This is a genomic window from Mesorhizobium sp. WSM4830 (assembly GCF_055811495.1).
This window is the reverse complement of the sequence record NZ_JBVVQI010000001.1, coordinates 376,560-399,101: the sequence shown is the minus strand read 5'-3', so window position 1 is coordinate 399,101 and position 22,542 is coordinate 376,560. Positions and strand designations below refer to the sequence as shown.

The window sequence follows — 22,542 nt, the reverse complement described above, 5'->3', positions numbered from 1 at the left end:
ACCGGGATGCGATTGGAACACCGGATGCATTTGACAAGGGCTGACCCCGGCCACCGATCCAGCCAGATGCGTGGCCCCTTGCCTGTGCACTTGCAGACGAGCGAAATGCTGATCCGCGAAATCGCGGCTGGACGGCTGGCCGACGGGGCGCGGCTGCCGCCCGAGCGCGAGATGGCCGCGAGCCTCGGGATTGCCGTCGGCACGCTCAGGCGGGCGCTGGCAGATTTGACCGAAAAGGGCCTTCTCGACCGCATCCAGGGCTCGGGTAACTATGTGCGGGCGCGCGGCGACTTGCTTGGGATCTATGCCTTCTTTCGCCTGGAGCGCATCGGCGGTGGCGGCCTGCCGAGTGCCGACGTGCTGTCCGTCGAGCGGCTGCCCAAGCCCGCCGACCTGCCGCAATTCGGCAGCGCCGGCGAAGCCCACCGCATACGCCGGCTGCGACGGCTCGACGGCGAGCCGGCCGCAGTCGAGGAGATCTGGCTCGACGTCAGCCGCGCCGAGCGGCTCAAGCGCGAGGATTTGTCGGAATCCCTCTATCTCCATTACCGGCTTGCGCTCGGCTTTTCGATCGTTCGCGCCGAAGACCGTGTCGCCGTCGCGCCTGCGCCGGACTGGGCCCCGCTCGAGTTCAGGCCACCGCCGGGGACGGTCGTGGGGTTCATAGAACGTATCGCCTGGGCTGGCGACGGCGCCAGCGCGGAATATTCCCGCAGCTGGTTCGATCCGGGCGCGGCGCGGTATGTCACGCGTTTCAGATAGGCCGGAGGAAGACGCAGCGTGACCAGATCATCAATCGGCTACGGCATCATCGGCTGCGGCATGATGGGCCGCGAGCATATCCGCAACATCGCTCTGTTGCCCGACGCGCATGTGGCCGCGATCTTCGAGCCGGACCCCGGCATGTTGGCGGCGGCGCTGGCGACGGCGTCGGGCGCGCGATCGGCGGCATCGATCGCCGAGCTGCTGGCGATGGACGAGGTGGACTGCGTCTTGATCGCCAGCCCCAACCACCATCACCTCAGTCAGATGGAGCAGATCGCCGCACTTCGACCGCTGCCTGTGCTGGTGGAAAAACCGCTTTTCACCGAGACCGCCGACGAGGGGCGGATCGCGGTGTTGAAAGCGCGGCTTCCGCTCGTCTGGGTGGCCATGGAATACCGCTATATGCCGCCCGTCGCCGCATTCGTCGAGCAGGCGCGCCACGCCACCGGCGGCATCCGCATGCTGACGGTCCGCGAGCACCGCTTCCCGTTTCTGGCCAAGGTCGGCGACTGGAACCGCTTCAACCGCAACACCGGCGGCACGTTCGTCGAGAAGTGCTGCCACTTCTTCGACCTGATGCGGCTGATCCTTGAATCGGATCCCGTCCGCGTGATGGCGAGCGCTGGACAAGCCGTAAACCATCTCGACGAACGCTATGGCGGTGAGAGGCCGGATATCCTTGACCATGGCTATGTGCTGGTTGATTTCGCGAGCGGCACGCGCGCCATGCTGGAACTGTGCATGTTTGCCGAGGGCAGCCGCTACCAGGAGGAACTCTGCGCTGTCGGCGGCGACGGAAAGATCGAATGTCTGGTGCCCGGACCAGGCCGTTTCTGGCCGACCCACCTTGGCCCTGCGCCAGTGCCCCAGTTGATCGTCAGTCCGCGCAATCCGCCTGGACCACGACTGCTGGAGATTCCCGTCGACCCCCGGCTGCTCGAGGCAGGCGACCATAACGGTTCGACCTATTTCGAGCACGCCCGCTTCACCGCTGCGGTGTGCGGACAAGGCAAAGTGGAAGTGACCTTGCAAGACGGCTGGTGGGCCGTCGTCATGGGTCTCGCCGCCCAGAGATCGGCCCGCGAAGGCCGCGCCATCGAACTCGCCGGTGAATTCGCGTTGCCTACCTAGGCCGACCACGCATTAATCGGACCACCGAGTCAGATGCGCCGACCAGTTTCGGCGTCGAACAGATGCGCACATGCGCGGTCGATCTCGATCCGCATCCCTTCGCCTTGCTTGAGCGCAAGCCTTTCTCGGAAGAGGCAGGAGATTTCTTCACCGGAGCAGTCGACCCTGGCGAAGATTTCCGAGCCGGTCGCCTCGAGAAGCGTGACCGTGCCCGGCATACCTTGCCCCGTCGCCCGGATATGTTCCGGGCGAATGCCGTAGACGAGTTCGCGTCCTGCGGCATCCGCCGGCTGGGCGCCTTCCGGCAACGGCAGGATCAACCCGCCGGCGCTGCGGAACACGCCCTCCTCGATGCGGCCGGCAATGAAGTTCATGGCGGGCGAGCCGATGAAACCGGCAACGAAGAGGTTGGCCGGACGGTCGTAGAGGTCCAGCGGCGCGCCGATCTGCTCGACCAGGCCGTCATGCAGCACGACGATCTTATCGGCCATAGTCATGGCCTCGATCTGGTCGTGCGTGACATAGATCGTCGTGGTACCCAGCCGCTGGTGCAGGGCCTTGATCTCGCCGCGCATCTGGACGCGCAATTTGGCATCGAGGTTGGAGAGCGGCTCGTCGAACAGGAAGACCTGTGGGTCGCGTACGATCGCGCGGCCCATGGCGACGCGCTGGCGCTGGCCGCCCGAAAGCTGGCGCGGATAACGGTCAAGCAGCTTTTCCAGGCCGAGGATGCCGGCTGCCTTCCTGACCCGGCCAGCGGTATCGGTCGGGTCGGCTTTCTTGATCTTGAGGGCAAAGCCCATATTGTCGGCAACAGTCATATGCGGATAGAGCGCATAATTCTGGAACACCATGGCGATGTTCCGGTCCCGTGCACGCAGGTTGTTGACCATACGCTCGCCGATGGCGATCTTCCCGCCTGAGATCGTTTCAAGCCCCGCAATCATACGCAGCAGCGTCGATTTTCCGCATCCCGACGGGCCGACCAGGATGACGAATTCGCCGTCGGCGATATCGACGCTGACGTCGTGAATGATCTTGGTGGCCCCAAAGGCCTTCTGCACGTTGTTGATCGTTACCGATGCCATTGGATCTTTCCCAGAAAAGAGTGATGTCCGGATCCGCCCTCAGCCGCCCTTGACGGCGCCGGCGGTCAGCCCCGCGACGATCTGCCTTTGCGCGAACATGGTCAGGATCAGCACCGGCAACGTCACCACCAGCGCCGCCGCGGCGAGCGGCCCCCAGCTGACCTGTTCGTAGGACAGCATGTTGTAGACGGCGACCGGCAGGGTGCGCGTCTCACGGCTGGCGAGCACCACGCCGAAGACGAAATTGTTCCACGAGAAGATCACGGACAGGATGAAGGCCACCACGATGCCCGGCTTAGCGATGGGCAGGGCGACCAGCCGGAAAACCTGCCAGGAGCTGGCGCCGTCGATGTTGGCCGCCTCCTCCAGTTCCATCGGCGTGGTCTCGAAATAGCCGATCATCACCCAGACCACGATAGGCACCGTCACAACCAGGTGGATGATGATCTGCGGCCATAGCGTGCCGAGGATCCCGATCCATTGGAACAGCAGAAACAGCGGGATGAGATAGGATAGCCCAGGCGTCATGCGGGCGATCATGATGACGACCGCCGACCGTTCAGCCTTTAGCCGTGCGATGCCATAGCCGGCCGGTACGCCGATCAACAGCGCCAGCAAGGTCGCCGTGCCGGTCACCAGAACCGAGTTCCAGAGATAGAGCAGGAAATTGTTCTCCTCGAACACCTTTACATAGTTCGACCAGGCGAAGCGTTCGGGGACCAGGATCGGCGGATAGGCACCGTTATCGATCTCGAATTTCAGCGACAGCGAGATCATCCAGAGGAAGAACAGGATCGCCGGCGAGACGAAAACCAGGGCAGCGAAAAACAGACCGATCTGGTTGAGCAGCCGTGAACTCATCTATTTGCCCTCCGTATCGATCCACTGCGAGCGTTGGCGCAGCATCAGCAGGACAAACGACAGGGCCACGATGACAATGAAGAACACCACGGCCATGGCCGAGCCGTAGCCGATATCGTAGTAGGAGAAGGCGGTGTTGTAGAGATAGATGTTGATGGTCTCCGACGCCGTTCCCGGCCCGCCCTGGGTCATCGCATAGATGATGTCGAAGCTCTTCAAGGCATCGATGGTGCGGATGATGACCGCGATCATCAGGAACGGCGCGATCATCGGCAGAGTGAGATAGCGGAATTGCTGCCAGGCATTCGCGCCGTCGATCTCGGCGCTTTCGAAGGGCTCGCGCGGCACCGAGGCCAGCCCGCCAAGCACGATCAGCATGACCAGCGGCGTCCACTGCCAGGTCTCGACCGCAACCAGCGACGGGATGACCGTGTTGGCGTTGAATATCCATTCCTGAGCCGGGATGCCGACCAGCGACAGCAGGTAGTTGAGCACGCCAAGCTGAGGATGGAACATCATTGTCCAGACCAGTGCCACGGCAACGGGTGTCGCCATCATCGGCATGACGAAGACGCCACGCAGCAGGCCGCGCAGCGGAAACCTGGCGTCGAAGATCAGGGCGGCCAGTGTGCCCAGCAGCATCGGCGCTGCAACCGAGAGGAAGGTGTAGGTCAATGTATGAACAAGGGATTCCCAGAACCGTGGGTCGCTGGCCAGGCGGAGATAGTTTTCCATCCCGGCAAAGCTCCGCGACTGGCCGAGCGTCCAGCGATTGACGCTCATCCACAGGGTGAAAGCCCAGGGGAAGACGATGACTGCGCCGACGACGACGAGTGCGGGGACAACGAAAGGCCAGTAGTTGGGAGCCAGCCGGATCGTCTGGCTCCCGTCGATAACCGGCATCGTCACCCCGGTCTGTTCTGGGGTGGTGGCCGACATCAGCCCTGCTCGCTCCTGTCGAGAACCGGCTGGAACTGCTCGGTGGCCTTCTTCAGCTCCGCGGCGGGATCGGCGCCGGCAATCATGTTGGTCAGCGCCACGCCATAGATGTCGCGGAATTCGGTGACGGGGATAATGACCGGCAGCGCCAGCCGGCTGATATTGCCCGAGCCGACCACGGCATCGAGCCAGCTTGCCGGCATGGTGACGCCTTCGCGCACCTTGGGATCCTCCAGCACGGATTTGCGGAACGGAACACCGGCGCCGGCCTGCAACAGCCGCGCGCCCATGGTTGGCGATACCGCCCACTGGCAGAACAGATAGGCGGCCTCCTTCTTCTCGCTGGCGGCGGTAACGCCAATCCCGTCGCCGAAGGTGCCCGAGGCATGCGCCTTGGGACCCTTGGGCATCACGCCGTAACCGACCTTGCCGACCACCCTCGATTTTTCCGGATTTTCCATCGGCGGGGCAAAGCCCACGCCGTCGAGCCACATGCCGATCTTGCCTTGCAGGAAGGCAGATTGTGCTTCGGCCCAATTGAACCCTGTGACGCCCGGAGGGGCGGACTTGGTCATCAATCTTTGATAGAGCGCGGCAGCCTCGATCGCCTCGGGGGCCTCGGTGCGCAGCTTGCCCTTGTCGTCGAGCGGCGTCATGTCGTAGCCGAGCATCAGCGACGTCCACACCGGCGTGTTTGCGTTCTTGAGCCCGCGCGCGACGAACCCGTATGTATTGGTCGAGGGGTCGGTCAGCGCTTCGGCGGCGGCCACCAGTTGCTCGAAGGTCTCGGGGTATTTGAGGCCCTTGGCCTCGAACAGCTCCTTGTTCCAATAGAGGATCCAGTAGTCCACCGAGAACGGTAGCGAGCGCAGCACGCCCTGGCCGTCCTTGGCAAACAGCATGCCGGCTTCGGCGAAGTCGCTTTCGACAAGCGCCGGGTCGGTGAGCGACGGATCGGCGAGATAGCCGGCGATGTCGGCCAGCCAGCCACCCTTCTCGAACTGGCGCTTCTGCACGTGGTAGCTCAGATGCACGACGTCGAAGCTCGGCTTGCCCGAGCTCAACTCGATCACCGTCTTCTGGCGCTGCTGCTGCTCGGGCGTCGCCTCGGCATTGACCTTGATGCCGGTCAGTTCCTCGAACTCGGCGAGATATTTCAGGATGGTGTCGCTGCGCGGGCTTTTCACCAGATTGACGTCAAGCGTCGTCCCGGCAAAGCGTTTCCAGTCAACGCCTGCGGCAAAGCCGGGGCGAAGCCCCACAAGGCCGGCGGCGGTGAGCGCTGCGGTTCCGGCAAGGAGTTGCCTCCTGGTTGGGTTGAACAGATTGGACGACATTTCTTCCTCCCGGTTGCTGTCGTTGTGGATGCGCCGCGAACTGCGGCGCGGCTATATTTCCTCAGATCTGGAGCGCCAGCCGGCGCGCATTGTCGATATGCAGACTGATCGCTTCAACCGCCTTTTGCGAATTGCGGCTCTCCATGGCTTCGATGACGGCCAAATGTTCGCGCATCACCGGCACCACACGTCCATCGATGCGGAAACGCTCCTGGTGGATCAGCCGGATTTTCACCGAGTTGACCAGATAGGCCTTGGCGATAATCTCGTTGCCGAGCGCATTGATGAAGGTGTCGTGCATGGCCCAGTCGATGTTCTGGGCCTTGGCTTCCATTTCCGGCGTCGGCGCCTGTCCCAGAGCTTGAGCCAGCATCTCCTCATGTTCGCGCCGCATGCGGGCAAGTTCGGCGTCAGAAGCGCTGGTCGTGAATAACGCCACTGCCTCGCGTTCCATGAACAACCGAAACTGAAACGCCTCGCGGATCAAATTGATGTCGATATGCGCGATCTGCATGCCGCGCTGCGGGATGGTGGTCAGCAGTCCCTCAGCCTCGAGACGCGGGACGATCTCGCGAATAGCACCCAGCGGCAGTCCGGTGAAAGCGACCAATTCGCGCTGTGACACGAACTGCCCCGGCCGCAGATCGCGGGCCAGCAAATGCCGCGTGAAGCTGGCATAGGCCTTCTCCCGGAGAGTGATCGGTTCGCTGCCGTCTTCCACTTCAGCTCGCTTCCTTATCGGTCAGCCCGGCCTTGTCGGTCAGGCCGCCTCTGTCGCAAACAGCCTGTCGTAAGCCGCGGCAAGCTGCCGCTGTCCTTGCGGATCGATCGCCTCCAGGGGCGGGCGGACCGCCAGCCAGCGCTCGTCGCCGGTCTTGCGCGCAACCATGACCTTCACCGCCGGCGTGACCGGGTATTTGAGCAATTCGAGCACGAAGTCCTCGACGCGTGGGTCGTCGCGGCCGTCTTCGACCATTGCGCGGATTTCGGCGGTAACAAAATTAGCCATGCCGGAAATCGCGCCCTGTCCGCCGTGGCGCACGCTTCTCGCCAGATGCCGTTCGTCGCCGATGAGGATCACCAGATCGCTGTGCGCTTCAAGCAGCGCCTCACTGTAGCTCCAGTCCCCGCCGGAATCCTTCACCCCGGCCACCACAGCGGGAAAAGCGGTGCGCAGCCGGCCGATCAGCCCAAGCGGGAGCGGCACCATGGTGACTGAGGGAATGTTATAGAGCAGCACGTCGCGCGCCAGCGGACCGAGTGCGGCGAAGACGGCGGAAAACCATCCGAACAGCCCGTCCTCGCCGACATTCTTGAAGTAGCTCGGCGGGGCGAGCAGAATGTTGCGAACGCCGCGCTGCAAAGCGTGCCGGGCCTGATCGGCGGCATCTTCGGCTGCATCGACCAGCACTCCGGCGACGAGCTGATGTGCCGGAATACCGGCCGCCAGCATGGCCTCGGTGACGATCCGCCGCTCGTCGGTGCCGACCGAGGCCCCTTCGCCAGTGGTGCCGAACAGCGTCGCGCTGCTGCAACCGGCGCCAAGGCAGGCTCGGGCGTGGGCGATCATCGGCGCGAGCGCTATCTTCCCCGACGGGTCGAAGGGTGTGGTCAGGGCAACCGAAAGACCAAAGCGGGAAGCCAATGCGATCTCCGTTGAAATCAATGTGCACGTAGCGATAGCATGCTAACATGTCAGATGTAAACTGCCAACTCGGCATCGCCGAACGGCGCTGCCGCGGCAGCGCCATCGCCGATCGTTTTCCGACGCTCGAACATCACATATGCAGCTGTCCCCGAGCCTCTGCGGGATTGGCTGGACGAGGCAGCCTAAGCTCGATCAAGTGGCGACGAGGTGGCCGTCGCCAACATCTTCGAGCTTGAGTTTCCGGGGCTCGTCACCGATGCGCCGCACAGCGCTTGGAATTTCGCTGTCCAAACGGGCGAACCGGGCGCGGCGCCGGCCCGGATCGGGAACCGGAACGGCTTCGATCAGCCGCTTTGTGTAAGGATGGCGCGGGTTGGAGAATATCTGGTCGCGGGTGCCCATCTCGACGATCTGCCCCAGATACATTACCGCCACGCGATCAGAGATGTTCTCCACCACTGCCATATCGTGCGAGATGAAGAGATATGCGACGCCGAATTCGCGCTGCAGCTCCTTCAGCAATCTTAGCACGCGCGCCTGCACCGATACGTCGAGGGCAGAAACACTTTCGTCGGCAATGATCAGCTTCGGTCGCAGCGCCAGCGCTCGTGCAATGCAGATTCGCTGGCGCTGCCCGCCGGAGAATTCGTGGGGGTAGCGCTCCATCTGGTCAGCGGAGAGGCCGACGCGTTCGAACAGGGTGGCGATCTGGGCATGCCGTTGCTCTCTGTCGCCGAGGCCGTGGATCAGCAGAGGCTCGGCGACGAGATCGCCTACTCGCATGCGCGGGTCGAGGGACGCGAAGGGATCCTGAAAGATCATCTGCACATTGCGGCGTACAGCCTTGCGCTCCTTGCGGCTGAGCGCAGACAAGTCGTGGCCGCCGATTGAAATGCTGCCAGTGTAGGGCACCAGCCCGGCGATCGCCTTGGCCGTCGTCGACTTGCCGCAGCCCGATTCGCCGACCAGCGACAGGGTTTCGTGCGGCGCGATCGAGAAACTGACGCCTTCGACCGCGTGCACCCTGCGGTCGACGCGGCCGAAGAAGCCGCCGTGCAGGTCGAAGCGGACGTGAAGATCGCTGACAGATACAAGCTCGGCCGGCATGTTGGCGGCGTCTTGTCGGTCTTCGGCGGTCCGTCCTCCGCCGATGCGCGGCACGGCGGCCAGAAGCTCGCGCGTATAGTCGGCCTGCGGGCGATTAAAGATGTCGGCCGCCCTGCCCTGCTCGACCATCCGGCCATCGCGCATGATGATGACGCGGTCCGCCATCTCGGCGACGACGCCCATGTCGTGCGTGATCAGGATAACGCTAGTGCCGTGCTCGCGCTGCAGGTCACGCAGCAACTCCAGCACCTCGCCCTGAACCGTGACGTCGAGAGCAGTCGTCGGTTCATCGGCGATCAGCACATCCGGGTTCAGGGCCAGAGCCATGGCAATCATCACGCGCTGGCGCATGCCGCCTGAGAGTTCGTGCGGATAGTGCTCGAGCCGCCGTTCGGCATCCGGAATTCGGACTGCCTTCAGCGCCTCTAGCGCCCTCAGCCGAGACTCGGAGCGCGACAGCGAGGTGTGTGCCTCGATCGCCTCCGTGAGCTGACGGCCGACGGACAGAACCGGATTGAGCGATGTCATCGGTTCCTGGAAGATCATGGCAATACGGTCGCCGCGGATGCGGCGCATGCCGCTCTCGCTGAGAGCCGCGAGATCCTGATCGCCGAGCCGGATGAAGCCTGATCCGATGCGTGCCGCCGGCTGCGGCAGCAAGCCCATGATGGCCAGCGCCGTCATCGACTTGCCGGAACCGGACTCGCCGGCAATGCAAAGCGTTTCGCCGCGCATCAGGTCGAATGTGAGGTCGGAAACGACGTCGCGCTCGCCCTCCTCACCACGCACGGTGACGCTCAGACCTGAGACGCTGAGTACCGGCCTGATGGAGCCACTCTCCGCGGCGGCCTGCCCGGATCGTTTGATGTCCTCCACCTTCATTCAAAGACGCAGCGGGGGAAGTAGAAAGAAACCACCCAGTTGGGCATGTCGACGATCTCGCTGATGCGCAGGTCACCGCAAACCGACACGAGCATGTAGGCGTCTATCGGATCCATACCGTAGCGGCCAGAGAGCAGGTCGATCATCTGCGAGACGGCGCTCCTGGCGCCGTTCATCAGATCCGGCCCGATACCGGTTGTCACCTCATAGCCCTTGGCGTCGAGATGTCGCGACACCGGACCGGGCGTCGTGAAACGCGGCGTCCGCAGCCGGGCATCCTTGACCAGATCGAGCGTCAGCACGGCGTTCATCGGGCTCTCGATCGCCGTGCCGCAGACCTCGCCGTCGCCTTGCGCGGCGTGCGTGTCGCCGACCGAGAACAACGCTCCCGCGACCTCTATGGGCAGGTAGAGCACCGCGCCGGCGGCAAGATCGCGGATGTCCAGATTGCCGCCCACGCGCCGCGGCGGGATCACCGAATGCAGACCCGGCTCAGCCGGGGCATTGCCGATGGTGCCGGCGAAGGGCTTGAGCGGCACCCGGCCGCTCTTGCCGAACAGCGCCGGTTCGAGCGACGCGGCATCGTACTTCCAGATATTCAGTGCCGGTTGAGTGAAGTCATCCGCCAGCAGACCGAATCCCGGGATATTCGCCGTCCAGCCGAAGCCCGACGGCTTGAACGCCTCGATGGTGATTTTCAGGGCATCGCCCGGTTCTGCCCCGTCGACATAGATTGGCCCAGTGACCGGGTTCACCTTGGCAAAGTCGAGCAAAGCAACGTCGTCGATGGTGCTCTCCATCGTCAGCTGCCCGCCGGACGAGTCCAGGCACTGGAACTCGATCGTCGACCCTGGCGCCACTCGTTCGGCCGGGACAAAGGAATTGTCCCAGCCGAAATGATGGTGGCGCCCATGGATGGTGTAGTCGCAGTTATTGCACATCGGTCACATACACATTGTCGTAGTTGATCGGGATGTGGACCGGGTCGACATAGAGGTTGTCGGCGCCACCCATGCGGGTTGATTTCATGGTGAAACGCTGCTCGTTGAAGACCGGTGCCCAGGGCGCGTCTTCCATAATCTTGCGGTAGATCTCGCTCCACATCTTGGCTCGTTCGCCAGCCTTGGCCGGGTCGACGATGGAGTCGGCTTCTGCTGCCTTGGCGTCGAGCTCCTTGTTGCAATACCACGACCAGTTCCAGCCGCCCGGGACGGCACCAGCACAGCCGAGGATCGGGCCGTAGAAGTTCGACGGATCGGGGAAGTCGGCGATCCAGGCCATGCCACCGGACCAGATCATCGGCGCACCGGCCTTGTCGCCGCCGGCGGCGATGACGTTGGCCTGCGCGAGCGACTGGATGCTGGCCTTGATGCCGACCGCCGCCAGATCCTGCTGAATGGCCTGCGCGATGCGCGGGTTGGGATCGGTGTTCATGGCAAACAGCTGCGTGTCAAATCCGTCGGGATGCCCGGCCTCGGCAAGCAAGGCCTTGGCCTTGGCCACGTCATAGGGATAGCCCTTGAATTCCTTGTCGTAGCCAGGCATCGACGGCGGCAACGGCTGATTGGCCGGCACCGCACGGTTGTTGATCAGCTGGACGACGCGGTCCTTATTGATCGCCATGTTGACCGCCTGCCGCACCTTCACATTGTCGAAGGGCGCCATGGTGGTATTCATGGTGACATAGCCGGTGTGCAACTGGCCGCCCTCGACGACACGGGCCTTCTGCTCGGGATCGGCCATGACCTCCTGGAATTTCGCCGGCGGAATGCCGTCGCCGGGAACGTCGATCTCGCCTTTCTGGAGCCGCAGCAGCGCCACGATCGGCTCCTGGCCGATCTCAAAGGTGATCTTGTCGAGATGCGGCAGACCCTTGTGCCAGTAATCCGGGTTGCGCTCGAAGACCACGCGCTGGCCGAGTGTCCATTCGGCGAGCTTGAAGGCGCCGGTGCCGACCGGATGCTTTCCGAAGTCCGCGCCGTATTTTTCGACCTCTTCCTTCGGCACGACATGCGAGAAGTTGATGGCCATGACATGCAGGAAGGTGGCGTCGGGCCGCGTCAGCTCGAACTTGATCGTGTAGGGATCGACGACGGTTATGCCGGCCAGGCTTTCCGCCTTGCCGGCAGCGACGTCGTCATAGCCTTTGATCGAGCCGAAGAAGCCGGCACCCGGGCTCTGTGTCTTTGGATTGGTGACCCGGTCGAGCGAATATTTCACGTCGTCGGCGGTCATCTCGCGGCCATTGTGGAACTTCACTCCCTGGCGCAGTTTGAAGGTGAAGGTCTTGCCGTCGGGCGCAATCTCGTAGCTCTCGGCAAGGTCGGGCCGCAGGTTGGTGGTGCCCGGCTCGTAGTCCATCAGCCCGTCGAACAGGCTCTTGATCATCGACCAGTTCTGCCAGTCATAGCCGATGGCTGGATCGAGCGTGGCGACGTCGTCCTTGTAGGTGATGATAATCGCGCCGCCCTGCTTGGCGTTCGGATCGACGGCGTCTTCGGCGCGTACGCTTGTCATGCCAAGCACCAGCGCAAGCGCCGATGCCGCCACGGTCGATATCAGATATTTTCTCATGTCATGTTCCCTTCTTTGGTTTTTCTTGGTTTTCATCTGAGCTTGATGCGTGGATCGATGAACGGTGCGACGGTGTCGGCCAGGAGATTACCAAGCACGATGGCAAAAGCCGAAACCAGGGTGACCCCCATGATGATCGGAATATCGATGCGCTGAATGGCCTGCCAGGCCAGCTGGCCGATGCCTGGCCAGCCGAACACGCTTTCGACAACCACGATGCCGCCCATGAAGATGCCGATGTCGATGCCGATCATGGCGATGACCGGCAGGATGGCGTTGGGCAGCGCGTGGCGGAAGATAATGGCGCTGCGTGCAAGACCCTTGGCACGCGCGGTACGCACGTAATCCTGGCGCAGCACGTCGATCATTGACGAGCGCATCATGCGGGCGTACCAGCCGGCACCGAGAATTCCCATGGTCAGCGATGGCAGCACCAGATGACGCCAGGTGCCGTAACCGCCGATCGGGAACCAGCCGAGCCGGACCGCGAACACATAGAGCAGCAGCAGGCCAACAACGAATTGCGGCGCCGAGACGCCGACGAAGGAGGCGACCATCAGCGACTGGTCGGTTGCGGTGCCACGCTTGACGGCGGCGATGAGGCCCATCGTCAGCCCGATCACGACTTCGCAGGCAATGGCGCCGACCATCAGCAGCAGGCTTGCCGGCAGCCGCGAGACGATAAGCTCCGTGACCTCCGAGCGCTGAATGTAGGAGCGCCCCAGATCGCCGCTGAGGAGGCTGGTCAGGTAGTGCCAGTACTGGACGACAAAGGGCTGGTCGAGGCCGAGCTGCCGGCGGATGTTCTCGACCGTCTCGGGCGTGGCACTGCGGCCGGCGATCTGGCGGACGGGATCGGCGGGCAGCAGATAGAGCAGCGCAAAGGTGATCAGAGAGACGCCGAGCAAGATGAGCACGGACTGGACAACGCGGCGGCCGAGATAGGCGATCATGCCCGCCCCCTTTGCGTCGGATCGAGGACGTCGCGCAACGCATCGCCGACCAGGTTAAAGGCTAGTGCCAGCGCCAGGATCGCCGCACCCGGAAAGAAAACCAGCCAGGGCGCTGCCTGGAAATAGGTTTGGTTTTCGAAGATGATGTTGCCCCAGGACGCGGTCGGCGGTTGCACGCCGATGCCGAGATAGCTGAGCGTCGCTTCCAGAAGCACCGTTGTCGAGATGCCGAGCGTGCCCCAGACGATGATCGTCGGCAAAAGGTGCGGCAGGATATGACGAAACAGGATGCGTGGAGCGCTTGCGCCGATGGTGCGCTCGGCATCGATGAACTCGCGCTCGGAGAGCGAACTTGTCTCGGTATAGATGACGCGGGCGGTCTGCACCCAGTTCACCAGTGCGATCACCATGGCGACGATCCACAGGCTCGGCTGGAGCACCGCCGCCAGGCAGATGGCGAGCAGCAGCGCCGGGAAAGCCATCATCAGATCGGTGAAGCGCATAAGCGCGCTGCCGATCCGGCCGCGGAAATAGCCGGCGGTGATGCCGACCAGCGTGCCGATCAGAAGCGCCACGCCATTGGCGACGATGCCGATGATCAGCGACGTGCGCGCGCCGAAGAGGAGACGGGTCAGCAGATCGCGGCCAAGCAGGTCGGTGCCCAGCCAGAACTGGGCTCCCGGCGGCAGTGGCGCGCCTTCAAGCGTGAGCCCGTCGAACATCTGCTCATTCGGATCGTAGCCTGTCAGCCACGGTGCAAGAATGGCGCCGGTCAAGACAACGGCAACAATCCCGAGGCCGAGCAAAGCGAGAGGCCGTTTTAGCAGACGTCGCCAGACGCCGGCGCGAGGCTTGGCTGGCATACGCCCGGCGGCTGAAAGCTCAGGCGCGATCGGATTGGTCATCGTCGCCTTCTTCCTGTGTCATCGCCACGATCCTGCGCGCGGCGTCCTCGACGCTGATTTGCCAGCTCATCGCCAGCGAGCGGAGCTGCGCATAGGCACGGCCGTCCTCGGCGCCCTTCGACAAGACCTCCACGGCGCGTACGATGGTCTGGCGCTCCGCGACCCGCTGACGAAGCGAGGCAATCTCGCTGGCCAGAAGCTTGCGCGCCTCGAAACTCTGCCTTGCGATCAAAAGCGCGCTATAGACGCCGGCATTGCCGACCGGTTTCAGCAATTGGGCATCGGCCTTGTGCGACAGTGCCCATTCGACACGCCCCGGCGCCTCGGAGCCGATCAGTGCTATCAGCGGCATTGGTGCCTCGCCCGGCTTCCATGGAAATTGCTCGTCAAAGCCGAGGTCGACGTCGAAGAAAACGAAGTCCGCCGCCAAGGCTTCGGCCGGCAGTTCCGGCCAGAAGCCAATCGCCTCAAGGCCGATGGCCGACAATTGCCTTGTGATCGCCTGCACGATCGGATGTGGACGATGCAGGACAAAAGCCCTGGCGCCTCCAAGGTTCGGGATACGCGCCATCTTGCTCACGACACCACCCGCAGGCGTGGCCGCCCGAACGTCTCCGTCCGGTCATAGCGGGAAAGGTAGGGATCGGGTGCCACGCCCTTCGTCAGCGTGACCGTTTTGAACGATGTTCCATCGATACGTCCGATCTGCACCGGCAAGGTAGTGTGCTGGGTTTGCGGGTCGATGGCGATGTCGCCCAGCGGCGTTCGAAATGATGTTTCGGCAAAGACCTTGGGAAGATCCATCCATTGTGCATCGGGGCTGCGGGTGAGGATCTCGGCGAGGGTGCGCACCGAGGCATGAGCCGCCGCCTCGAAGGATGAGGCAGGCATGACGGAAGACACTGAAGCCGCTCCGCGATCCGCCCCCGAGATGTCATGAAAATAGGGCCCAACGGAAAGATGGCCATCGCCTGCCCCGTTGAGCGCCGGCAATTCGCATTCCGTGAGATTGCAGGACAGGATCGGGCAACGCTCCGGCCTGAAATGCGGGTCGCGCCGGCCAAGCTCGGCATAGGCAGCGATGAAGACATAAGAAGAAGGGCCGATGAGATTGTTCAGAATGAAATCAGGTCTCGTCGCCTGTATCTCCGCGATCAGCCGCGCAACATCGACCTCGCCGAGCGGCAGATAGCGTTCGCCCAGCACCTTGCCGCCGGCGTCCGCAATCAGGTCGCGCGCCACGCGGTTAGTCTCCCAACCCCAGATGTAGTTGGAGCCGAGCAGGAAGCCGTCGGCGCCGAAACGAGGCACGACATAGGCAAGCAGCGGTACGAGATGCTGATTGGGGCAGGCGTGCGTGTAGACGACATGCTCGTTGGCTTCGAAGCCCTCGTACGGGCAGGCGTACCAGAGCGTGCCGCCTGCCCTTTCCAGGATTGGGATGACCTCCTTGCGGCTCCACGAGGTGACGCAGCCAATGATGTGACGCGCGCCGCTGTTGGCGAGAATGTCCGCGCAGCCGCTTGCATACCGATCGATGTTACCCTGCGGGTCGCGCTCGACCGGGACGAATTCGAACGGGATAGCGGGATCGGCATTGAGGTCGGCAATGGCGTTCATCGCACCCGCACGGCAGGATTCGGACACCAGTCGGTAGTTGCCGGACCGCGAATAGAGAATGCCGATCTCGATATGCCGTTTCAAGCAAAGCCTCAAAATGACAATGCCCCGCAGCCACCGCCGCAAGGCGAGGCATACGAGGCATTCTTGCCGCCCGGCGGTCAGAGCCGGTATTTGTCCTCACCGTATTACGCCCGCGCTCCCAGTCAAGAGCCGCCGCGCGAAACTTTGGCTAGCCGAAAACAGTTCGACGTGGAGCACGCAACTCATGCCCGCGGGTTGTATAAATTCCGCCAGGAACGAAATTGCTGATGTCCAGGTATGGGGCCGGACAAACCCGGTTCGCTACCATTCAAAGGAACGACTTTAATATCGGTTTACCTGAATCTGCTAGCAGCAATGACGCCGGTTTTTCGTCGGTCAAGCAAAGGGTTCCACCTTGCCGCAGCAATTCAGCAATCCGTTCGGTCACCGGGGCGATCGCAACTGGCCGAGGTTGCACGGCTTCATGGGCGTCGAGTTGGAACTCGCGTCCGATGTTCTCGTGCCTCGTGTCGCCTTGGCCCGGAAGCTCGGTGGACGGGACTTTGGTGGCGGGAGCCGGGTTTGAGCGTCATTCGCGCCTTGCAAGGCGCCGACCTCCCGGCAGTTGCGAACATGTTTCAGCGCGTGCTGTTGAAGGAGAGGACCGAAGCGCCGGCCTCTCTCGTGGAATACATGAAACGGTTTTATCTGGATGCGCCCGGTTGCGGAGACAACCTCCGGTCGCTTGTCCATGTCAACGACGCCGGTCGCGTCTCCGGATTTGTCGGCGTCCACGTCCTGCCGATGACGTTCAACGGCCGACGACTACGCGCGGCAATCTGTAGCTCGCTCATGGTCGAGGACCATGAGCATGACCCGCTGGCCGGCGCCCGCTTGCTGAAAGCTTACCTGGATGGTCCGCAGGACATCTCCTTCAGCGAGACGGCCAACGATATTTCCGTGAAATTGTGGACCCGGCTGCGCGGTGTGGTCCTGCCGCAATACAGCCTTGACTGGGTCCGCGTGATGCGCCCCGCGGCCTTCATGCTTAGCCTTTCCGCCAATCGCTTGGCGCTTGCGCGAATGCTCAATCCGTTGGCGCGTACAGTCGACCGATTTTATTGCAGGAGGATGACGTCCAGCGAACGACGTTGGTCGGGTGTGGCGGTGGACGGGGCAGGCCACGGAGCATTTCGTACATCCGAAATCGACAGCCACACATTTGCCAGGCTCATCGAACCGTTTACCGCTCAATTCGCCCTGCGGCCGGATTGGACGAAAGGCCAACTCGACCACATCCTGACCGATGCGGCACAAAAGCCGGATCTGGGCGAGCTTGTCTACGTTTGTGTGACGTCGCCAGTCGGCACCAATGTCGGCGCTTTCGCCTATTACGCGCGGAAGTATGAAATTGGTCGCGTGCTGCAGATCTTCGCCCTCCCCGGCCAGGCGGCCCCGGTGATTGACTGCCTGATCGATCACGCCGCCGCGCGCAGCGTCAGCGGCCTGCGCGGACGCATTCAACCTGCACTTCTGGAGGCGATGCTTGGACGACGCATCGCTTTCCTGACCGTTGCCTCAACGGTGGTACATTCACGTGATCCAGAGCTTTTGGACGCCATGAAGAACTCGCAAGTCTTCCTGAACGGGCTTGCGGGCGAGCAGTGGAGCCGGTTGATCGGCAGCCGTTTCAGTTAAAGCCGGACGCATTCAAATCGAACCGTGCACACCGCTTTACCTGTTTATCAGGTACCGATTTCCTCTACGTCATCAACGAGTTGCGGACGCTGGTGCAGATAACGCGTCGCCTTGCGTTTGGCGATGATATCGGCCCAGACACGTTCCACTTGTGTGGCGGCCAACCCCGCCGCCTGCCCCACCACCTCAGCCGCCACGCCGTTGTTGAGACCGTAAAGGCAAAGATCCATACGGTCATAAGGAAGCGAGAAGTAGAACTCCTCCTGGGTCTGAGCCAGCGAGTAGGTATCGGTTGTCGGAGGCCGGTTCAGGATTTCCTCCGGAACACCGAGATGGGCCGCAAGCGCATAGACCTGCGTTTTGTAGAGGTGGGCGATCGGCTTGACGTCCGCGGCGCCGTCACCGTTCTTCACGAAGAAACCCTGATCGTACTCCAGCCGGTTCGGCGTACCAAGAACGGCGAAGTTCAAGCGATCCGCATGATAGTATTCAATCTGCTTGCGGGTGCGCTGCTTCATATTGGTAGCGGCGACGACGCCGAGATAGACAGGCAGCGGCATTCTCAGTTTCGTCTGCCTGCCTTCCGGATCCTGCACCACCAGGGATGAGATGTTGTAACCCCCGCCCTGGAGCGCGTTCGCGATCACGATCTTCGAGGCCCAGCCTTCGCCGTATTCCGGGACCAATTCGCGGATGAAGGCATCGCGACGCTTGTAGCAGCCCATTGCGCGCAGGATCGGCGCGATATCCTCCGTCACAGCCTCGACACCGAAAGTTTCGGCGACGAGGCGGCCGAGCCGCAGACTTTCAGGATCGGAATCGCTTTCCGGCATGAACAGGCAAAGCACATTCTTGGGGCCGACGGCTCGTGCCGCCAACGCGACCGACACGCTCGAATCGATCCCTCCCGAAAGACCGAGCACAAGGCCCCGCTTGCGAAGCCCGCGCAACTGCTGGCGTAAGGCCGTTACGATACGGTCCGTTTCGGTGGCCAGGTCGATCGCCAGAGCCTGCGCCAGAAAGGTCCGCGCATCCTCGGTCGGGCGAACATTCATTGCGCGGCCTCCATGGTTTCTGCCGCAAGCCGACGGCTGACCTTGCCGGTATCGGTCTTCGGCAGCTCGCTGCGGAACTCGATGACCTTGGGGACCATGAAGTCCTCAAGGTGGCGTGCACAGTGGCGTATGATATCCTTTTCGCTAAGCGCCGGGTCGGACCGTACGATAACTGCGCCGATCGCATGCCCGAGCACGGGATCCGGCACACCGACAACCACCGCTTCCGCGATGCCCGGATGAGCGTGAAGCACGGCTTCCACTTCCTTGGGCGCCACCTTCTCTCCCCGCGACTTTATGATGTCGTCCTTGCGGCCGACGAAATAGAGAAAGCCTTCCTCATCGGCCCTGAACAGATCGCCGGTGTAGAGAACCTTCTCCCAAGGGTTCGGACCCGGGCGCAGGGCTCGTGCCGTCGCAGCTTCGTTTCGCCAATAACCCTGCATGACGTGCGGCCCGCGAATAACCAGCTCACCTGCTACGCCCGGCGGCACCCGTTGCCCCTCGTCGTCGACGACAAAGGCTTCGGTGTTCGGAATGGCTATTCCGACCGAGCCCGGCCGGCGGTCGAGTTCCTCGGGCGGCAGATAGGTGCAGCGCTTGCATTCTGTCAGGCCATACATCGAATAGAGCCTGACACCAGGGAAAAGGAACCGAAGGCGTTCTATGTGAGGCGGCGGCAAGGCAGCCGCCGTGTTGGAAATATAGCGAAGGCTGGGCAGGAAGCCCGGTGCCAGATCCCTCATCTGCAGGATCATCGCTGCCATCGTGGGCACGAGCGGAAGCCCGGTGACGCCTTCCTGGCGGATGCGCTCAAAGACCGCCTGGGGAAAAGCGAAGGACTTCTCGAGCACGAGCGTGGCGCCGAGCCTGACTGCCATCAGCAATTGGTAAAGGCCGTAGTCGAAAGCGAGGGGCAGAACATTCAAGATGATGTCGTCGGGCGAGTTGCGCAGGTAGGTGGTGATGGAGTCGGCCGCCGCGTCGCAATTGCGGTGCGTCATCATCACGCCCTTGGGGCGGCCGGTCGAGCCGGAGGTGTAGATCAACATCGCAAGATCGACGTCAACGCCGCGATGGTCGATCTCCCTGGCTTGGAACGTCAAGCAATCCGCCAGCGATGTGGCTCCTGCCGGGCATTGGTTATCGGCGGCAACGGTGGAAGCCACGAAGATGCCGGTCTTGCCGGAGGACGTCTTGCCGGAGGATCCGGACGCCTCGGCGACCACGGGCATCAGTTTTGCTTGCGTGAGGATCGCAGCGGCATCGCAATCGGCGATGATGTAGGCCAGCTTTTCGGCCTTGGTGGATGCGTTGATCGGACTGAAAGTCGCGCCTGCTTTAAGAACTGCGAAAATCGAAACCGCAGCCTCCCAGCAATTGTCCATGAAGATCAGCACCCGGTCGTCGCGCCTGATGCCATTCATGAAAAGGGCGGCGGCCAGGCGGCTCGAGAGATCGTCCAGCTCTTCGTAGCACAGCCTTTTGTGCTCGGTGATCAATGCCGTTTTGGCTGGATGGGCAGCGGCCTTCGCCGTCAGAAAATGTTCGATCCGCACGGACGCTCCTCGCCGATGGCGCCTAAGCTGCCAGCGCTTCTGCTTTTGCCTTGATGAAGGCTGAGATGCGGTCAATCGAATCCAGATTGGCCGGTACGATGTCGGCATCGACCATCGCTATGCCGAAATCATCCTCTATGAATGCCACTAGCTCCAACACGGCCGTCGAGTCGATGATGCCGTTCTCGATCAGTGATGCGGAGTCTGCAAGCTCGTAGGACGTGTCCCCGAACAGGAAGTTGTCGACGATAAAGGTTTTGACCTTGTCCTTGATTGCTACCATGATTTCTTCATTCCCTCGATTTCTCAGGCCGCTCGTGCTGCACCGACCTTTTCGCCGGTGAAAATCTTCTGCCACAGTTGCGTCGACAAAATGCCGACGAAAGCCGCATTGTCGCGGAATCCGGACGCTGGCTGCAAGCGGCATTTCTCGTGCAGGTTCGCCACCGCCTTGGCGTTGAATAGTCCTCCGGCGGCGATACTCGCTTCGCTCAGCGAGTCGCGTACGTAGTCCAGTTCTCCCGCTCCAACGAAGGAGCGGGCTTCCGGCGCCCGGTAAGGCTGTTTGGTGCGCTCGCGGATGGCCGTCGGAAGCAGGTGGTTGGCAGCTTTGCGCAATATATGTTTTTCCACCAGTCCCTTCAGCTTCATCTCCGGCGGAAGTCTTGCCGCAAACTCTACCATGCGATGGTCAAGGAAGGGGAACCGCCCCTCGATACCGTGCGCCATGGCCATGCGATCGCCCTGGCTGGAGAGGATGTAGCCCGGCAGGAGAAAGCGGGTTTCGAGATATTGCGCCTGGTGCAGCGGATGCCACCGGGAAAACGCCTCAGGCAACCGGCTGGCCAATTCCTCGGCTGCGTCATAGCCCTTCAATGTCGCGCGCAGGTCACCGGAGAAGAACATCTTGGCCGCTGATGTGGTCTTGAAGCGCGGCCGATGCGAGAACAGCGGATCGTCCAGGGCAGCGCTGCCGGTGCCGAAGAACGCAGCCAGGTACTCCACGGACTGCTGTTGCAGGCCCGGCAGATAGGGATAAAGCTTGCGGAACAGTTGTGGCCTTATGCGCGATGCCGGCTGTCGTGCGCAGAAACGGCGAACCCGCGCTTCCTTGAAGACATCATAGCCGGCAAAGACCTCGTCGGCGCCTTCACCTGTCAGCACTACTTTCAAACCGGCCTGGCGAACGAGGCCGGACAGTTGATAGAGGGGCGCCGGGGCGGTGCGGATGATCGGCCGCTCGGTAAAGCGAATGACTTCGGGAAACACACCGGCGATATCGCCGGCACGGCAGGCTATGGTTCGATGACGCGTGCCAAGTGCTGACGCCATTTCGGTCTGGAAGGCGCTTTCGTCATGCTCGGCGCTGTCGAACGTCACGGAAAATGTCTGCAGCTTAAGAGGAGTCATGCCGGCCGCGAGTGCCGAAACGAGGGATGAATCGAGCCCGCCCGAAAGGTAAGAACCGACCGGCACGTCGGCGCGCATGCGAAGCCTCACCGCGTCGGTCAAAAGGGCCTGCAGTTCCTCGGCCGCGTCGTCCTCATTGGTGATCTTCGATGGCGTATCCGGATACGGGTAGTCCAGGTGCCAATATGGTTTGACCGTCACTTGCCCCTGTGTCGCGATCATCACGCTTGCCGGCTCCAGCTCGTGGATGTTGCGGAAAGCCGTGCGTGGAGCTATCGGCGCCCACAGGGTAAAGATCTGGTCGAGTGCAATCGGATCGATTTCAGCCGAGATGCCGGGTACCTTCAGCAGGGCTTTTATCTCCGACGCAAAGTAGAGCACCCCGTCCTTGCTGGTGTAGAACAGCGGCCTAACACCCATGCGGTCTCTTGCAAGCACCATCCGCCGCCGCCGGTTATCCCAAATCGCGAAGGCGAAATCGCCGTTCAGGAGCGACAGGCAGTCTTCGCCCATCTCGTCATACAGCTGCAGGAGAACTTCTGTATCGCTCGACGTGCGGAAGCGTCGGCCTTTGGCCAGCAGCCCTTCCCGCAATTCCACGTAGTTGAAGATCTCGCCGTTGAACGCAATCGTCAAATTGCCGGTTTCGTCGGACATCGGCTGCTGGCCATCACCAATTCCAATCACCGACAGCCGCGCATGCCCAAGTCCAGCCTCGGGCGCTACGAATTTCCCTTGTTCATCCGGCCCGCGATGGGCGATCGCAGACGTCATGCGCGCAAGCAAAGCTTCCGCATCCCGGACTGAACCGAAATAGCCCCCGAATCCGCACATCCACACAGCTCATACTGAACAGCAAGCCACGAAACATAGCGGTCATAAGCGCCTCAAAGGTTAATCGGATATGTTTCAGCAAGCATGTGGTTAACAGGATGTTAGGATAAAATGATGCTTTTGCGGACCGACTTGCGCGCCACTCCAGGTGT

20 protein-coding genes are annotated in these 22,542 nt (G+C 62.3%); 3 read left to right on the top strand and 17 right to left on the bottom strand.

Features of this window, described 5'->3' with window-relative positions; all coding sequences use genetic code 11:
• Positions 1-105 precede the first annotated feature (105 nt).
• Together AC0L2Y_RS02035 and AC0L2Y_RS02030 are read left to right on the top strand one after the other, a co-directional pair.
• Complete coding sequence (locus AC0L2Y_RS02035; protein WP_473553434.1) at positions 106-762, top strand: GntR family transcriptional regulator; 657 nt, start codon at positions 106-108, stop codon at positions 760-762.
• Positions 763-780: 18 nt separating this feature from the next.
• Positions 781-1,896, top strand: coding sequence for a Gfo/Idh/MocA family protein (locus AC0L2Y_RS02030; RefSeq protein WP_473553433.1), 1,116 nt, complete (start codon positions 781-783; stop codon positions 1,894-1,896).
• 29 nt (positions 1,897-1,925) lie between these two features.
• On the opposite strand, the gene AC0L2Y_RS02025 is transcribed toward AC0L2Y_RS02030, so the two are convergent.
• The 13 genes from AC0L2Y_RS02025 to AC0L2Y_RS01965 form a co-directional block, all read right to left on the bottom strand.
• Positions 1,926-2,984 (bottom strand): ABC transporter ATP-binding protein, encoded by a 1,059-nt coding sequence (locus AC0L2Y_RS02025; RefSeq protein WP_473553431.1) that lies wholly within the window; start codon positions 2,982-2,984, stop codon positions 1,926-1,928.
• Between the two features lie 39 nt (positions 2,985-3,023).
• Positions 3,024-3,845, bottom strand: a complete 822-nt coding sequence (locus AC0L2Y_RS02020; RefSeq protein WP_473553430.1) for a carbohydrate ABC transporter permease — start codon at positions 3,843-3,845, stop codon at positions 3,024-3,026.
• Positions 3,846-4,748, bottom strand: coding sequence for a carbohydrate ABC transporter permease (locus AC0L2Y_RS02015; RefSeq protein WP_245274609.1), 903 nt, complete (start codon positions 4,746-4,748; stop codon positions 3,846-3,848).
• Between the two features lie 35 nt (positions 4,749-4,783).
• Complete coding sequence (locus tag AC0L2Y_RS02010) at positions 4,784-6,121, bottom strand: extracellular solute-binding protein (protein ID WP_023674177.1); 1,338 nt, start codon at positions 6,119-6,121, stop codon at positions 4,784-4,786.
• 61 nt (positions 6,122-6,182) lie between these two features.
• Positions 6,183-6,842, bottom strand: coding sequence for a GntR family transcriptional regulator (locus AC0L2Y_RS02005; protein WP_352489644.1), 660 nt, complete (start codon positions 6,840-6,842; stop codon positions 6,183-6,185).
• Between the two features lie 39 nt (positions 6,843-6,881).
• Positions 6,882-7,766 carry a dihydrodipicolinate synthase family protein gene (locus AC0L2Y_RS02000; protein WP_473553428.1) on the bottom strand — a complete coding sequence of 295 codons (885 nt, stop codon included), beginning with the start codon at positions 7,764-7,766 and terminating at the stop codon, positions 6,882-6,884.
• 195 nt (positions 7,767-7,961) lie between these two features.
• A complete protein-coding gene (locus AC0L2Y_RS01995; RefSeq protein WP_352489642.1) occupies positions 7,962-9,758 on the bottom strand; it encodes an ABC transporter ATP-binding protein in 1,797 nt (598 codons plus the stop codon).
• Positions 9,755-10,699, bottom strand: a complete 945-nt coding sequence (locus tag AC0L2Y_RS01990) for an acetamidase/formamidase family protein (protein ID WP_473553427.1) — start codon at positions 10,697-10,699, stop codon at positions 9,755-9,757. The genes AC0L2Y_RS01995 and AC0L2Y_RS01990 overlap by 4 nt, the downstream gene beginning before the upstream one ends.
• Positions 10,689-12,332, bottom strand: a complete 1,644-nt coding sequence (locus tag AC0L2Y_RS01985) for an ABC transporter substrate-binding protein (RefSeq protein ID WP_473553426.1) — start codon at positions 12,330-12,332, stop codon at positions 10,689-10,691. The genes AC0L2Y_RS01990 and AC0L2Y_RS01985 overlap by 11 nt, the downstream gene beginning before the upstream one ends.
• 32 nt (positions 12,333-12,364) lie before the next feature.
• Entirely contained in the window at positions 12,365-13,285 is a 921-nt protein-coding gene (locus AC0L2Y_RS01980; RefSeq protein ID WP_352489639.1) for an ABC transporter permease, read from the bottom strand.
• A complete protein-coding gene (locus AC0L2Y_RS01975; protein ID WP_473553684.1) occupies positions 13,282-14,148 on the bottom strand; it encodes an ABC transporter permease in 867 nt (288 codons plus the stop codon). The genes AC0L2Y_RS01980 and AC0L2Y_RS01975 overlap by 4 nt, the downstream gene beginning before the upstream one ends.
• A 19-nt stretch (positions 14,149-14,167) precedes the next feature.
• Positions 14,168-14,770, bottom strand: coding sequence for an ANTAR domain-containing response regulator (locus AC0L2Y_RS01970; protein ID WP_473553424.1), 603 nt, complete (start codon positions 14,768-14,770; stop codon positions 14,168-14,170).
• On the bottom strand, positions 14,767-15,894 hold the full coding sequence (locus AC0L2Y_RS01965) for a transporter substrate-binding protein (RefSeq protein WP_473553423.1): 1,128 nt from the start codon (positions 15,892-15,894) through the stop codon (positions 14,767-14,769). The genes AC0L2Y_RS01970 and AC0L2Y_RS01965 overlap by 4 nt, the downstream gene beginning before the upstream one ends.
• 522 nt (positions 15,895-16,416) lie before the next feature.
• On the opposite strand from AC0L2Y_RS01965, the gene AC0L2Y_RS01960 reads away from it, so the two are divergent.
• Entirely contained in the window at positions 16,417-17,532 is a 1,116-nt protein-coding gene (locus tag AC0L2Y_RS01960) for a hypothetical protein (protein WP_473553422.1), read from the top strand.
• Between the two features lie 47 nt (positions 17,533-17,579).
• On the opposite strand, the gene nadE is transcribed toward AC0L2Y_RS01960, so the two are convergent.
• The 4 genes from nadE to asnB are packed head-to-tail and all read right to left on the bottom strand — an operon-like array spanning position 17,580 to position 22,390.
• Positions 17,580-18,587, bottom strand: a complete 1,008-nt coding sequence (gene nadE / locus AC0L2Y_RS01955) for an NAD(+) synthase (RefSeq protein WP_473553420.1) — start codon at positions 18,585-18,587, stop codon at positions 17,580-17,582.
• Positions 18,584-20,146 carry a class I adenylate-forming enzyme family protein gene (locus AC0L2Y_RS01950; RefSeq protein WP_473553419.1) on the bottom strand — a complete coding sequence of 521 codons (1,563 nt, stop codon included), beginning with the start codon at positions 20,144-20,146 and terminating at the stop codon, positions 18,584-18,586. Before AC0L2Y_RS01950 ends, nadE begins: the two co-directional genes overlap by 4 nt.
• A gap of 22 nt (positions 20,147-20,168) precedes the next feature.
• Positions 20,169-20,432, bottom strand: coding sequence for an acyl carrier protein (locus AC0L2Y_RS01945; protein WP_254818658.1), 264 nt, complete (start codon positions 20,430-20,432; stop codon positions 20,169-20,171).
• 20 nt (positions 20,433-20,452) lie between these two features.
• Positions 20,453-22,390: an asparagine synthase (glutamine-hydrolyzing) gene (asnB, locus tag AC0L2Y_RS01940; protein ID WP_473553417.1), complete on the bottom strand. Its 1,938-nt coding sequence runs from the start codon at positions 22,388-22,390 to the stop codon at positions 20,453-20,455.
• Positions 22,391-22,542 lie beyond the last annotated feature (152 nt).

What these genes read in the sequence shown, in the direction of transcription:
- AC0L2Y_RS02035 (WP_473553434.1), top strand. Translation starts at nt 106, where the DNA reads ATGCTGATCCGCGAAATCGCGGCTGGACGGCTGGCCGACGGGGCGCGG.
- AC0L2Y_RS02025 (WP_473553431.1), bottom strand. Translation starts at nt 2,984, where the DNA reads ATGGCATCGGTAACGATCAACAACGTGCAGAAGGCCTTTGGGGCCACC.
- AC0L2Y_RS02020 (WP_473553430.1), bottom strand. Translation starts at nt 3,845, where the DNA reads ATGAGTTCACGGCTGCTCAACCAGATCGGTCTGTTTTTCGCTGCCCTG.
- AC0L2Y_RS02015 (WP_245274609.1), bottom strand. Translation starts at nt 4,748, where the DNA reads ATGCCGGTTATCGACGGGAGCCAGACGATCCGGCTGGCTCCCAACTAC.
- AC0L2Y_RS02010 (WP_023674177.1), bottom strand. Translation starts at nt 6,121, where the DNA reads ATGTCGTCCAATCTGTTCAACCCAACCAGGAGGCAACTCCTTGCCGGA.
- AC0L2Y_RS01995 (WP_352489642.1), bottom strand. Translation starts at nt 9,758, where the DNA reads ATGAAGGTGGAGGACATCAAACGATCCGGGCAGGCCGCCGCGGAGAGT.
- AC0L2Y_RS01990 (WP_473553427.1), bottom strand. Translation starts at nt 10,699, where the DNA reads ATGTGCAATAACTGCGACTACACCATCCATGGGCGCCACCATCATTTC.
- AC0L2Y_RS01985 (WP_473553426.1), bottom strand. Translation starts at nt 12,332, where the DNA reads ATGAGAAAATATCTGATATCGACCGTGGCGGCATCGGCGCTTGCGCTG.
- AC0L2Y_RS01980 (WP_352489639.1), bottom strand. Translation starts at nt 13,285, where the DNA reads ATGATCGCCTATCTCGGCCGCCGCGTTGTCCAGTCCGTGCTCATCTTG.
- AC0L2Y_RS01975 (WP_473553684.1), bottom strand. Translation starts at nt 14,148, where the DNA reads ATGCCAGCCAAGCCTCGCGCCGGCGTCTGGCGACGTCTGCTAAAACGG.
- nadE (WP_473553420.1), bottom strand. Translation starts at nt 18,587, where the DNA reads ATGAATGTTCGCCCGACCGAGGATGCGCGGACCTTTCTGGCGCAGGCT.
- asnB (WP_473553417.1), bottom strand. Translation starts at nt 22,390, where the DNA reads ATGTGCGGATTCGGGGGCTATTTCGGTTCAGTCCGGGATGCGGAAGCT.